The sequence below is a fragment of the Bacteroides sp. RTP21281st1_H5_RTP21281_210402 genome, from assembly GCF_040918965.1.
GTDB lineage: Bacteria > Bacteroidota > Bacteroidia > Bacteroidales > Bacteroidaceae > Bacteroides > Bacteroides congonensis.
Genome location: NZ_JBCOWR010000022.1, coordinates 19,411 through 33,101 on the forward strand (window position 1 = coordinate 19,411; position 13,691 = coordinate 33,101).

12 protein-coding genes are annotated in these 13,691 nt (G+C 44.7%); 3 read left to right on the plus strand and 9 right to left on the minus strand.

Features of this window, described 5'->3' with window-relative positions; translation table 11 throughout:
* Window positions 1-97: 97 nt before the first annotated feature.
* The 9 genes from AB5443_RS22135 to AB5443_RS22175 all read right to left on the minus strand — a co-directional run bounded on the left by AB5443_RS22135 (window position 98) and on the right by AB5443_RS22175 (window position 9,209).
* Window positions 98-1,303 (minus strand): ABC transporter permease, encoded by a 1,206-nt coding sequence (locus AB5443_RS22135; protein WP_368114480.1) that lies wholly within the window; start codon window positions 1,301-1,303, stop codon window positions 98-100.
* A 138-nt stretch (window positions 1,304-1,441) separates the two neighbouring features.
* Window positions 1,442-2,086: an ATP-binding cassette domain-containing protein gene (locus AB5443_RS22140; RefSeq protein ID WP_368114481.1), complete on the minus strand. Its 645-nt coding sequence runs from the start codon at window positions 2,084-2,086 to the stop codon at window positions 1,442-1,444.
* Between the two features lie 19 nt (window positions 2,087-2,105).
* Window positions 2,106-3,653 carry a DUF4836 family protein gene (locus AB5443_RS22145; RefSeq protein ID WP_368114482.1) on the minus strand — a complete coding sequence of 516 codons (1,548 nt, stop codon included), beginning with the start codon at window positions 3,651-3,653 and terminating at the stop codon, window positions 2,106-2,108.
* Window positions 3,654-3,704: 51 nt separating this feature from the next.
* On the minus strand, window positions 3,705-4,403 hold the full coding sequence (locus tag AB5443_RS22150; RefSeq protein WP_022139883.1) for a 16S rRNA (uracil(1498)-N(3))-methyltransferase: 699 nt from the start codon (window positions 4,401-4,403) through the stop codon (window positions 3,705-3,707).
* Between the two features lie 8 nt (window positions 4,404-4,411).
* Window positions 4,412-5,005, minus strand: coding sequence for a bifunctional nuclease family protein (locus AB5443_RS22155; RefSeq protein WP_073347798.1), 594 nt, complete (start codon window positions 5,003-5,005; stop codon window positions 4,412-4,414).
* A gap of 12 nt (window positions 5,006-5,017) precedes the next feature.
* The gene (locus AB5443_RS22160; RefSeq protein WP_368114483.1) at window positions 5,018-6,268 is read right to left on the minus strand and encodes a nucleoside permease; all 1,251 of its coding nucleotides are present in this window, start codon (window positions 6,266-6,268) and stop codon (window positions 5,018-5,020) included.
* 414 nt (window positions 6,269-6,682) lie between these two features.
* Entirely contained in the window at window positions 6,683-7,861 is a 1,179-nt protein-coding gene (locus AB5443_RS22165) for a class I SAM-dependent rRNA methyltransferase (protein ID WP_368114484.1), read from the minus strand.
* Window positions 7,862-7,898: 37 nt separating this feature from the next.
* The gene (locus tag AB5443_RS22170; protein WP_368114485.1) at window positions 7,899-8,543 is read right to left on the minus strand and encodes a 3'-5' exonuclease; all 645 of its coding nucleotides are present in this window, start codon (window positions 8,541-8,543) and stop codon (window positions 7,899-7,901) included.
* A 6-nt stretch (window positions 8,544-8,549) separates the two neighbouring features.
* Window positions 8,550-9,209 (minus strand): DUF5063 domain-containing protein, encoded by a 660-nt coding sequence (locus AB5443_RS22175; RefSeq protein WP_044655196.1) that lies wholly within the window; start codon window positions 9,207-9,209, stop codon window positions 8,550-8,552.
* A gap of 123 nt (window positions 9,210-9,332) precedes the next feature.
* Here AB5443_RS22175 and AB5443_RS22180 point away from each other — a divergent pair, with 123 nt between their 5' ends.
* The 3 genes from AB5443_RS22180 to trxB are packed head-to-tail and all read left to right on the plus strand — an operon-like array spanning window position 9,333 to window position 13,484.
* Window positions 9,333-11,828 carry a DNA translocase FtsK gene (locus AB5443_RS22180; RefSeq protein WP_368114486.1) on the plus strand — a complete coding sequence of 832 codons (2,496 nt, stop codon included), beginning with the start codon at window positions 9,333-9,335 and terminating at the stop codon, window positions 11,826-11,828.
* A gap of 19 nt (window positions 11,829-11,847) precedes the next feature.
* A complete protein-coding gene (locus AB5443_RS22185; RefSeq protein ID WP_044655195.1) occupies window positions 11,848-12,495 on the plus strand; it encodes a LolA-like putative outer membrane lipoprotein chaperone in 648 nt (215 codons plus the stop codon).
* 38 nt (window positions 12,496-12,533) lie between these two features.
* The gene (trxB, locus tag AB5443_RS22190; RefSeq protein WP_368114487.1) at window positions 12,534-13,484 is read left to right on the plus strand and encodes a thioredoxin-disulfide reductase; all 951 of its coding nucleotides are present in this window, start codon (window positions 12,534-12,536) and stop codon (window positions 13,482-13,484) included.
* The last annotated feature ends 207 nt before the right edge of the window (window positions 13,485-13,691 follow it).

A 13,691-nucleotide genomic window follows, 5' to 3' on the forward strand; every position in this document is an offset into this window, starting at 1 on the left:
TGCGTAAAAGTACCACTTATTTCGAGAATGCAAAAAGGATTTATCGAAACAATACTGAATGTGTATGATATTACAAACTTTTGCAATATTATTACATCTATGCCTTGTGCATCCAGATGGAGAGAACCTTTCTCTTGACTGCCAATATGTTGATAACCGATACAACGATGAATAGCAGGATTCCCATGCTGATAGCAGCCCATAACGTTCCTGTTTCCAGTTGCGGGAAAAGTAATCGGATACTGTCTATGTAATAACCGCGTAGCCAGCAGACTAAGCCGATGGACAGGACGAGTACGATAACATTTAGTCCAACTGTGAGTATCTGATAAGGCAATGCCACTCTGTTGGGGCTGTATCCTATTAGTAGCAGGCTTTCCAACTTGGTCGTATTTTTTTGCAGTAGCAGGAAAATGCTGAGCATCAGGATATAGAATGAAAGGATACTGATAAATAGACCGACTCCCAATACGATGCCCACGATGAGGCGGAGAAAATAAGTCGTTTTTCCGGCATCCAGTTTTCCGTCTTCCGTTTCGTATCCTTTCTTTTGGAAGTAACTGGCGATGGAAGAATCTGCCGGATTACTGACTTCGATAATCAATCGGGCAGGCTGTGCTGCTGCGTTCGGAGCAAAGTTTTCATTGGCCCATTTCATAAAAGATTGAGGAACGAGAATCGTATTCAGACGATTGGAGAAACCGACAATGTTCCCTTTGTATTGTTCCACCCGTCCGTTACCGCGCATCATGATGTCCATTTGGATAAGTCCCATCAATCCTTCCGATAGTTTGGGCAGGCTGCGGCTTTGGGCAAAACCGAAATTATAAAGATTCAGATAGTTGCGCGGGATGATAATGGGAATGGTATGGGTTTCTTTGTCAAAGTGCCATTTGTCGAGTTTGATGTCAACGAATTCGTCGGGAACGGACTCGAAAAACATATCGGTGGAAAGATGAATGCCTGCCTCTCTCATTCCCAGCCCTGCTGATACTTTGAATTGGGAAGGGGTAAAAGCTCCGATGGTTTTGGTGAATGGTTGCTTTTTCAGATCGGCGATGTCTTCGGCGGTAAACGTGTTGTTCTTTCCTGCAAAAGAACCGAGTGTGCTAATTTTCTTCGTAGCTATGATGAAATCCTTTTTCATAAAGCTGTCCCCTTCGGTGAATACCGGAATGACATCTTTATAAAACTGCACACTAAGCAGTACAATCATCATGCCGAATAGATTGGCCAAAAAGAAACCGGTCAGTTGACCGATACTGATATGTTGACGGAGAAGTTTCCAGACAAGGGTATTCATTGTTTTATACTTGATTATTTTGATATGGAAGATTTTGGCACGGATTACACGGATTTCACGGTTTAAGATTTATAGGAAAACAGCGTAATCCGTGTAATCCGTGCCTAGTCTCTTTATGATAATACATAGTCATTTCTGTTATAATTTGAAAATATAATGATAAGGCAGGTCTATATGCTTGCCGATGGAAGTCGCGATAACTCCGGCTCCCTGCTTTTCGGCTTCGGCAATGACGAGTTCTCCCATGATGCGGCTGTTATCATCGTCCAGATGGCTGACAGGCTCATCCAAGAAAAGGAAATCGAACGGTTGGCAGAGTGCGCGGATAAAGGCAACACGCTGTTGCTGTCCGAAAGAGAGTTTACCGGCTTTGACGTTTATCTTATCCGCGATACCCAGTTGTTCGAAGAATGTCAGAATCTCCTTTTTCTTCTTGCAGCCGGTAAGGTTATTCTTCAGTTGCACATTCTCGAGAGCGGTAAGCTCGGTGAAGATGCGTAAATCCTGAAAAAGCATACTCAATGAATGTTTTCTCAGGTCGACCCACTGCTTCACGGAGTATGCTTTGATATTGGTTTCATCGAAATTGATAATCCCCTGATAGTCGTTGCGGTAGCCATAGATATAGCTGCACAAAGACGATTTTCCGGTGCCGGAAGCGGCTTCAATCAGATACATTTCTCCTTTCCGGAAGAAAAGGTCTTGATGCCATACATCTGAAGTCACCGAATTACGGTCAGCAAACACTTGGGGAAGTGTTTGCTGTAGGTGAATACTATTCATACCGTTTGTTTACAGATTATTACATGCCGGCAAATTGCTTGGCAAAGTCTACTATTTGTTTGAGGGCATTCACGTCTTTGTCTTTCAGGCAGAGGTCGAATTCACTGACTTCTCCTTCGGTACTCATAGACAGGTAGGATACTTTATTGGCCAGTTCAAGATAGGTCTTTACTTCCTGACCGCCGAAACCTGCCAGCATTTTGACAACAGGAAGTTCGAGAATTGCTTCTGCGTTGATAGCATAGAATACCGTTTTACCCTTCATCTCCGATGCATAAGGAGCTTCCTTGATAGACTTGTCTGCTGCTTTACCTATGTTTTTATAAAGTAACTCGTCGTTGGTAGCATACATCTGTTTATCTTTGATGCCATAGAATATATTCATACCTCTGGTTTTGTAGACATATTCGTCTTTTCCAAGTTCCAGAATATCTTCCCCTCTTTTCAAGTCTAGTGATTGTTTGTTCTTGTAAAGAGCTTCGAGTGCGTTTCCGTTCTTTACGTCTGCGTATAGCATGAATGTCGGAGCGCTGTTCATGGTAACGTTAATCAATCCCGCAGAAATATCACCGTTGAACGAACTGAACAATTCTTTTACTTCATCAGCCTTGGCGATGGATATTGTGTTTCGGAATTCCTTGTTTTCACTTAGCAGGTTATAAAGTCCTTCTCCTTTTACGCCTACGTTAAGAAACATCAGTGTAGAAGCCGGGAAGTATTTGACAAAAGTACTGTTGGTTTTGCCAAACGATTCCATCTGTTTTTTCAGTAACGCCTTAACAGCTTCGTTTTCTGTGTAGTTTTCTGATTTGAGGACAATCTTTCCTTTTTCAAAATTCAGTCCACCTACGAAAGTGATATCTTCCGGCTTCACTTCGGCAGGTAAGCCCATACTTACCTGGTTGCGGTAGGTTGATGGAATAGCATCCATTGAAGCGAAGAAGTTAACATCACTTTTCTGTTTTTCCATTTTCTGGAAAGCGCCGGATTTCACGATACTGTTGTCGGCAGTCTGTTTCATCAGGGCAGTGATGCCTTCTTTAGCTTTATCCGTTTGTGAAGTACCGTTTACGGTGACAATTATCACAGTAGAGTTGTTGAAAGCAAGCAGGCTGCCGTTCATGGTTGTGAAGCTGTAACCGTCAACTTCGCTGACCGGCTGGCAGATTTGTTCTTTAGCCATCACATCCAGTGAAGCATGCAGGTTATCCTCGTTGCTCACTTTACCTACGACGGCAGGATATGGGAAAGAAGATGAAGAGAAAGCATAGAACGGGGATTCTACATCAATACCCGATTCGCCGGGGTTATTCATGACCTTCTCCAATTGTTGGAAAGTGGCGGCATTCATTCCGCTTTTCAGCGCTTCCAATACCTTTTGTTTGGCAGCTTCATTCTCTTTATCGTTCAGCCCTGCTTTGCCGGCAAGGGATTTGAGGTTGATAGAAGCGACTACCGAGGCATCAGCCGGTATCACGTTAGTGTACTCTGATGTCTTGGAACATGCTGCCAGGAAAACAATCAGTACTGCCAGTACCGAAAGTCGTGAAATCATTTTCTTTGCCATACTTATGTTATTTAAAAGTTGTATAATCATTGATTCAGTCGGTTTCTACGGTTATTGGTTTTGCAGATTCAGCGTATGACAGGCTACCAGTGCCGCTGTTTCTGTGCGAAGCCGTGACTTGCCCAGGCTAATGGGAACGAATCCCTGCCCGATGGCTTTCTTCACTTCCTCTTCACTGAAGTCCCCTTCGGGGCCTATCAGTACGAGTGCGTCTTCTCCGGGTTTCAGGATATTCTTCAACATCGGTTTCTCGCCTTCATAACAATGGGCGATGAACTTCTGTCCCTTAAAATTCCGGGTGATAAACTTATCGAAATCTGTCATCTCATTCAGCTTGGGCAATCGGGCTTTGAGTGATTGCTTGATTGCTGAAATGAGAATTTTCTCTATCCGTTCGGTCTTGATGACTTTGCGTTCCGAAAAACGGCAGTTGAGGAAAGTCAATTCGTCAAACCCTATTTCGGTGGCTTTCTCTGCAAACCATTCGTTACGATCCATGTTCTTGGTCGGTGCCATGGCGATATGGAGATGGCAGGGCCAAAGCGGTTCCTGAAATATCGTTTCCTTGATGGCCACCTGGCAACGTTTGTTGGTTGCAGCCGTAATTTCTGCTTTATAGAAATTGCCCTTACCGTCGGTGAGGGTGATTTCATCTCCGATACTTGACCGCAGGACACGGATGCAATGCTGCGCTTCCTCTTCGGGAAGTTCCTTGCTCTTTTGTATATCGGGAGTATAAAATACGTGCATAATACTAGTTACTGATTTTTATTTCTTGAATTGATTTGATCCCGTATCTGTGCGGCCAATTCGTAATTCTCATCTTTGATAGCCTGTTGCAATGCCTCTTCGAGAGAGAGGGAAGTAGGGGCGGAAGAACTATGCTCTTCTTCGGATTCTTCGTCATCCTCTGTTTCTTCGGAGCGGTTTCTTTTTTCGGCAGACATCCGCAGGCATTCCTGTTCAAGGAGGGATTCATAGATCAGAATCGGGCAGTCGGCACGTACTGCCAGTGCCACTGCATCTGAGGTGCGTGCGTCGATACGTATGATTTCCTCATCTTTTTTAAGGTAAATATAGGAATAGAAAATACCATCTTTAGCTTTGTAGATTAGCACACGTATCAAGCTCGCTCCCAATACTGTGAGGCTTGTGGTGAACAGGTCGTGTGTCAACGGGCGGGGTGTCTTGACTCCTTTCAGATACAAAGCGGTAGCCTGGGCTTCCGCCGGCCCGATGATAATCGGCAATTGCCGTTCACCGTCCACTTCGCCTAATAGCATGGCAAATGCGCCTATCTGCGCCTGGCTGTTTGTGATATTTATAACTTGTAATTCTACCTTTTTGTCCATTGTTTTTCTTACTTAATTTGTTTGACTCTCCCGCTGGTGCTTGTACTTGAATACCAAGGCAAACAGAACACCGATGACGAGTGCATATGCTGCAAATATCAGCCATATTTCTGTCCATTCACGACTTACCAGTTTGCCGTCGGCATATATGGAGAATGCATCCACTACAGCACCACTAGCATATCCGCCGATGATTGCCCCCAATCCGTTGGTCATCATAAAGAATAATCCCTGCGCACTGGCACGAATGGAAGAATTGGTTTCCTGTTCAACAAACAGCGAACCGGAAATGTTGAAGAAATCAAAGGCCATGCCGTAAATGATCATGGAAAGGATAAGCATCCACAGTCCGGAACCCGGATCTCCGAAACCGAACAGGGCGAAGCGGAATACCCATGCGAACATACTGATTAACATGACTTGCTTGATACCGAAATGTCTCAGGAAGAATGGTATAGCGAGGATAAACAGTGTTTCGGACATTTGTGAAATGGACAAGAGTATCACCGAATGTTTCACCCCAAAAGATTCCGCAAATTCCGGAATGCTGGCAAAGCTACCCAAAAAGAGATCGCCGTACGTATTGGTAATCTGTAACGCTGCCCCCAAAAGCATGGAGAAAAGGAAGAAAATAGCCATTTTCTTTCTCTTGAACAGCACCAATGCATCCAACCCGAAAGCGGAAAGCAAGGATTTGTTTTCCGACTTGGCAGGCCGGCAAGCCGGAAGGGTGAAAGAATAAATCCCGAGTAGTAATGCAGATACGGCACCTACATAAAGCTGCGCGCTCGAATTCTTGAATCCGGTAAGGTCTACCGCCCACATGGCACAGATGAAACCGATTGTTCCCCATACACGGATAGGCGGGAAATCTTTGATAAGGTCGCACTTATATTGTTCAAGGGAGTTGTATGATACAGTGTTGGCCAGTGATAAGGTTGGCATATATACCAGCAGGTTGAGTAGCATAGCCCAATACATCTGATCGTAAGTGGTTGCCGTAGAAGCATAAAAGAGACAGGCTGCTCCCGCAATATGGCAAAGTCCGTATAGACGTTCCGCATTAAACCATTTATCGGCAATGATACCGATAATACCGGGCATCACCAATGAAGCGATACCCATAGTGGCAAAAATGGCTCCGATCTGCCCACCTTCGAAGTGGAGTTCTCTGCCCATATAACCACCTAGAGATATTAACCATGACCCCCATACGAAGAATTGCAGGAAGTTCATAATAATCAAACGAACTTTTATACTCATGACTTTTTTAATTTGTGTTTCTCTTTTATTGATAATAGATGCAAATATAATATTTTCATTGGATAGGTGGACTAGTTATTTGATAAAAAGGCGATAAAAAAGGGATAAATGCGAAGAATCCGGAAGACTTGCAAGAGAAAAAGCTAAAGGAAGGGGTATAAAAAAAAGAAGGCTATCTATCCCAGACAGCCAATCTTTGTTAACCTTAAATCTAATACCATGAAAAACACAGTGCAAAGATAAGAGGTTTTATGTTATACAACATAATGTTTTACTGTAAATCTTTTACTTGTTAACTCTAATTAACTTTGATGCTTCTAAATTTCTGCTAATACGCTCCATCTGACCGCAACAAAGTGTTTTTATTGATCCATCCGAATGGAAACCCGGCTCCAGCGCCTCGCTGGTCGTTGGTTATTCTACGTAGAGTACCAAACCTTTCAGGTATTCTCCTTCAGGGTGGTAGATATTCACCGGATGGTCGGCGGGTTGAGTTAACTGGTGCAGGATACGTACACTGCGCCCTGACATGGCGGCTGCGGTAAATACAGCAGTGCGGAAATTATCCTTGGTCACTACCTGCGAACAAGAGAAAGTGAACAGGATGCCGCCCGGCTTGATTTTCTCGAATGCCTTGGCATTCAGTTTCCGGTAACCTTGCAGTGCATTTCGCAACGCATCTTTATGTTTCGCGAACGCAGGCGGGTCAAGGATGATTAAGTCATACTGGTCTCCCATGCGGTCAAGGTATTTGAAAGCATCTTCGGCAAAAGCCTCGTGGCGAGGATCGCCGGGGAAGTTCAGTTCCACATTCTTGTTCGTTAAATCAATAGCTTTGGCGGAACTGTCAACAGAGTGAACGAGTTTTGCGCCACCGCGCATGGCATAGAATGAGAATCCGCCGGTGTAGCAGAACATATTCAATACCGAACGGTCTTTTGCATAACGCTCCAGTAAAGAACGGTTTTCTCGCTGGTCTACAAAGAATCCCGTTTTCTGTCCTTTCAGCCAGTCCACATGAAACTTCAGGCCATACTCTTGTGCGATATTGTCATTACTTCCGCCTTTCAGAAAACCGTTTTCGGGGAAAAGGTCGGCTTTAAAGGGAAGCGTTGTTTCTGATTTATAATAGATATTTTCAATCTTGTCACCCATCACTTCGGACAAGGCTTCGGCGATTGCCATCCGGTCTACGTGCATTCCTGCCGAATGTGCCTGCATGACAGCGGTCTTGGCATAAACGTCAATTACCAGTCCCGGGAGATTATCCCCTTCACCATGTACAAGGCGATACGTATTGTTGGTCGGGTTCGTGGCAATACCGATGCTTCGGCGCATGTCATACGCTATTTCCAGTTTACGTTTCCAGAAATCGTGGCCGATAGGTTCCTGACGGAAAGAAAGCACACGTATGGCAATACTTCCGATTTGGAAATGCCCTTCGGCGATAAATTCTTTTTTCGAGGTGTATACTTCTATTACTTCACCTTCTTCGGGTTCTCCGTCGAAACGGGAGATTGCACCGGAGAAAATCCAGGGGTGAAATCTTTTGAGAGACTCTTCTTTGCCGGGTTTGAGGTATACTTTATGCATGTTGGTAGTAATTGGTTTTTTAGTGATAAGTGATTAATCATTTGGTGTAAACCTGCTCAGGACATTCCTTTTTTTCTTCGGGAGCTATTTCATAATTACCCGTTTGTTTCAATTCCTGCAACAGGTTGTAGATGTTGAGACAAGCCCAGGCGTCGGTAGCTGCATATTGCTTTTGTCCGTCGCTTAACACATCGGCTTCCCAGTTGGACAGGCGCTGTGATTTGGAAATCTTTTCCTTGAACAGGATTGCGTAAATCTTTTGCAGGCTTTTGTCCTGAATGCCGAACTGGCGTACATAATCTTGCAGTTCGATGCAACTCTGCTGGTTGAAAGGCGCACGCTTGTGCAACATCATAAAGTCGTCTTTTAGTGAAAGCCCGACTTTAATTACACCCGGATTTTCCAACAAGTCGACTAGCGGCTGCGTTAATCCGGTCATATTGAGGCGGAACAAAAAACAACATTCCTCGGACGAAACCTGAAGGAGCGCTACTTTATGCGATTGGCCTTTGGTGAAGGAAGGGCGTGTCTCGCTATCGATACCTATCACAGGTCTGGATTGCAGATAAGCTACCGCCTTTTCCGTTTCCGTCTCCGATTGGATAACATGGATTCGTCCCGGAAAAACAGTTTTCGGGAGTTCCTTTAATTCATCTTTATCTATGGTTCTTCTTACAATCATTTTTGTTTATTCATCGTGGTGACAATGGCAGCCGTCTTCGTGACAGTGGCAATCGTCATCGTGGCAATGACAACCGTCTTCTTCACAACAATTGTCGGCATTGCCTGGTTCGTAAAATCCTTCTTCATTGTCCTCTTCCTCTTCTTCCTGCTGCTGGTTATACTTCACATCGTGGAGTGCGCGTAGCGTATTTACCAGCTTCTGCCCCCATAACATTCCGAAGTTCTCCTGGCAAAGGGCCAATGAATCGTTCATCGTTTCGTTCAATCCCAGTTGGAAAACGAAGATAAAATCCTTGATATCCTGATAGATATCCGCCAAATCTTCCGAAATGGACTTCTTGATAGGCTGGTCGCTATAAACCATGTCCTGCACGAATACGTCCAGATAATCATCCTTGTCGCCCATCAGTTCCGCAAGGTTAATACGCAGAATCTCGTAGATTTCCTCTGTTACATACGTTTCGAGTACTTCGTCACCGATGGTCTCGCATTTCGGGAGCATGGATGCTTTGAGATAGAGTAGGGGAAGTATTTTCAGGGATGTATCAACGAAGTCGTTACGCTTCATGCGTTCGGCACGTTCGAGGAATGCGCAAAATTCGGCGGCTACCGTTACGAACTCAATTACATTCTTATCAAATATCGTTTGGCTTTCTTTTTCCATAATCAGCATTGATTTGAAACGCAAAGGTAAGAAAAAGGATTGAATGAGCGTAGCGCTCGTTATTTTTTTATTATTTTTGCAGCTTAGATTGTGATTCCAATTTTATAAATGAATAAAAGACTCATGGTAAAGAAGAAATTAGATAAGGAGACAGAACGCACTCCCTCTTCCCCAAGTAAATTTGTTACAATATTCAAGAACGAAACCGTTCATTTTGTCATCGGACTGATGTTGGTCATCTTTTCCGTTTATTTATTGCTGGCCTTTTCCTCGTTCTTTTTCACGGGGGCAGCCGATCAAAGTATTATCGACAGTGGAAACCCGGCTGACCTGTCAGTCGTCGATAATCATGTGAAAAACTATGCAGGTTCACGCGGGGCGCAGTTGGCAAGTTATCTGATTAACGACTGTTTCGGTATCTCATCTTTCTTTATCCTCGTCTTTTTGGCGGTGGCGGGATTGAAGTTGATGCGTGTGCGTATCGTCCGCCTGTGGAAATGGTTTATCGGATGTACCTTGTTGCTGGTTTGGTTCTCCGTATTCTTCGGATTTGCTTTTATGGATCATTATCAGGATTCTTTCATCTATTTGGGTGGTATGCACGGATATAATGTCAGCCGTTGGTTGATTTCGCAGGTAGGTGTGCCCGGAGTATGGATGATTCTGCTGATAACGGCTGTCTGCTTCTTTATATATATCAGTGCGCGCACGGTTATCTGGTTGCGCAAACTCTTCGCGTTAAGTTTCCTGAAACGTAAGAAGAAAGAGGAAACGGAAACCGCTCCGGCCGGAGATGATAATCCGGAATTTACAACTTCTCAACCGCAGGAAGTCGAATTTAATCTGAAACGGACTTATAAACAGACGCCACCGGTACCTGTGATGGATATACAAGCTGAAGAACCCGAAGAAGAAGATTATCCGGTGAGCCAACCGGAAATGGAAGAACCTTCTTCCTCATCTGATGAAAGCGAAGGAGTAACCATGGTGTTTGAACCGACTGTTTCCAATTCAGTTCCGTCAATGCCGAAAGAAGTTGCCGGGGAAGAAGAGCCCGGTTTTCAAGTGGAACCGGCAGCTACGGAAGAAGAATATCAAGGGCCGGAAATGGAACCTTACAATCCGACCAAGGACTTGGAAAACTACCGTTTTCCTACCATCGACCTGATGAAACATTTCGAGAATGACGACCCGACGATTGATATGGATGAGCAGAATGCGAATAAAGACCGTATCATCAATACATTGCGTAGCTTCGGAATTGAAATCAGTACGATTAAAGCGACCGTCGGCCCTACGGTAACTCTGTATGAGATTACGCCGGAACAGGGGGTGCGTATCTCCAAGATTCGCGGATTGGAAGACGATATCGCATTAAGCCTTTCTGCCGATGGTATCCGTATCATCGCTCCAATACCGGGTAAGGGAACTATCGGTATTGAAGTACCGAACAAAAATCCGAAAATTGTTTCCGGCCAGAGTGTTATTGGAAGTAAGAAATTCCAGGAATCGAAATATGACTTGCCTATCGTGTTAGGTAAGACGATTACAAACGAAGTCTTTATGTTCGACCTTTGCAAGATGCCGCACGTATTGGTGGCAGGTGCGACCGGTCAGGGTAAGTCTGTCGGGTTGAACGCGATTATTACCTCCTTATTATATAAGAAGCATCCGGCTGAACTGAAGTTCGTGCTGGTCGATCCGAAAAAAGTTGAATTCAGTATCTACTCGGTAATCGAGAATCATTTTCTCGCCAAGCTGCCCGATGGTGGCGAACCGATTATCACGGATGTAACCAAAGTGGTGCAAACCCTGAATTCGGTTTGTGTGGAGATGGATACCCGTTATGACCTCTTGAAGATGGCACATGTGCGTAATGTCAAGGAGTATAACGAGAAGTTTGTCAACCGCCGCCTGAATCCCGAAAAGGGACATAAGTTTATGCCGTATATCGTAGTCGTTATCGATGAGTTCGGTGATTTGATTATGACGGCAGGTAAAGAAGTGGAACTTCCGATTGCCCGTATCGCCCAGTTGGCGCGTGCGGTCGGTATTCATATGATTATCGCTACGCAGCGTCCGACTACGAATATCATCACGGGTACGATTAAAGCTAACTTCCCGGCGCGTATCGCCTTCCGTGTATCTGCCATGATGGACTCCCGTACTATCCTCGACCGTCCGGGTGCGAACCGGTTGATTGGTAAGGGGGATATGCTTTTCTTGCAGGGAGCTGATCCGGTGCGTGTGCAGTGTGCCTTTATCGACACGCCGGAAGTGGAAGAGATTACGAAATTTATTGCCCGTCAACAGGGTTATCCTACTCCGTTCTTCTTGCCCGAATATGTGAGCGAAGATAGTAGCAGTGAGGTAGGGGATATTGATATGGGACGCCTTGATCCGCTGTTTGAAGATGCTGCGCGTTTGGTGGTTATTCATCAGCAAGGTTCCACTTCATTGATTCAACGTAAATTTGCTATCGGCTACAATCGTGCCGGCCGTATTATGGATCAATTGGAAAAGGCCGGTATCGTAGGCCCTACGCAGGGTAGCAAGGCGCGTGACGTTTTGTGTATCGACGATAATGACCTTGAAATGCGTTTGAACAATTTGCAGTAACCGTACGTTTATTAATCAAATGAGAAAGTACATTTTTAGTGTTTTAATAGCTTTACTGTCATTGCCTGTGATTGCTCAACAACAGCAGTCGCAGGCTAAAGCTGTTCTTGATAGGACAGCGGATGCCTTTCGGAAAGCAGGCGGTGTGAAAGCGGATTTTGTTGTAAAGGCGGTGACGAACGGTCTTGCGGAAGGAGCAGAGAACGGAACTATCCAACTGAAAGGGGAGAAGTTCGTGTTGAAAACTTCCGATGTGGTCACATGGTTTGACGGGAAAACGCAGTGGAGCTATGTAGCAAAGAATGATGAGGTGAATGTCAGTAGCCCGACTCAGGAAGAATTGCAGCAGATTAATCCCTATACATTTCTTTATATGTATCAGAAAGGATTCTCTTACAAGCTGGGAACGACGAAAACATTTCGTGGAAAAGCAGTTTGGGAAGTGATTCTGACGGCTAAGGATAAGAAACAGGAATTGGAACGCATCACTCTTTTTGTGACGAAGGATACTTATGAACCTCTGTATATTCTGCTTCAACAACGCGGTCAGCAGACACGTAATGAAATCACCGTTACGAGTTATCAGACCCGGCAGAATTATGCGGATAGTGTTTTCGCCTTTGACAGGAAGCAGTATCCGGGTGCGGAGATTATAGACTTGAGATAAGATGTTATTGAATAACAAAACAATAAAGGTATAATAAAATGGCAGAAATAGAAAAAGTTAAGTGCCTGATTATAGGATCAGGGCCTGCCGGATACACGGCAGCGATTTATGCAGGACGTGCCAACTTATGTCCGGTGCTTTATGAAGGGTTACAGCCCGGTGGTCAGTTGACAACGACTACGGATGTGGAGAATTTTCCCGGTTATCCGGAAGGTATCAGCGGCCCGCAGTTGATGGAAGATTTGCGTGCCCAGGCCAGCCGCTTCGGGACGGACGTCCGTTTCGGGATTGCGACGGCAGCGGATTTGAGCAAAGCTCCTTATAAAATTACGATTGACGGCGAAAAAGAAATTGAAACGGAAGCGCTGATTATTGCTACCGGAGCTACCGCCAAATACTTGGGTCTGGAAGACGAAAAGAAATATGCCGGTATGGGTGTAAGCGCTTGCGCTACTTGTGACGGTTTCTTTTATCGTAAGAAAGTTGTAGCTGTTGTCGGTGGTGGTGATACAGCTTGTGAGGAAGCGATTTATCTTGCCGGCCTGGCTTCAAAAGTGTATCTGATTGTTCGTAAGCCTTTCCTGCGTGCATCGAAGATTATGCAGGAGCGTGTGATGAAGCATGAGAAGATTGAAGTTCTTTTCGAACACAACGCTGTCGGTTTGTATGGTGATAATGGAGTGGAAGGTGTAAATCTGGTGAAACGTTGGGGTGAACCTGACGAAGAACGTTATAACTTGCCTATCGACGGTTTCTTCCTCGCTATCGGTCATAAACCGAATGCCGATATATTCAAAGATTATATTGATACGGACGAAGTGGGTTATATTATTACGGATGGCGATAGCCCGCGTACAAAAGTTCCCGGAGTCTTTGCGGCAGGTGATGTTGCTGATCCGCATTATCGTCAAGCTATTACTGCTGCGGGAAGTGGTTGTAAGGCTGCTATTGAAGCTGAACGTTACCTTTCCGCGAAAGGAATTATTTAAAAAGAAATCATCATCGGATAGTTTTTCCGGTTATTATCAAATAGGAGGAGAATTAATTCTGAGTGTCTTCTCCTTATAGAATCGCTTAAATCTTACCCTAAGGAATGTGCTAAGGCTCATAAACCTGGGGAGGATTTAGGCGATTTTATTGTTATGTCTTCGCTATACTGTTATCGTCTTATATGTGTTTTTTTGTTGACCGCAGGT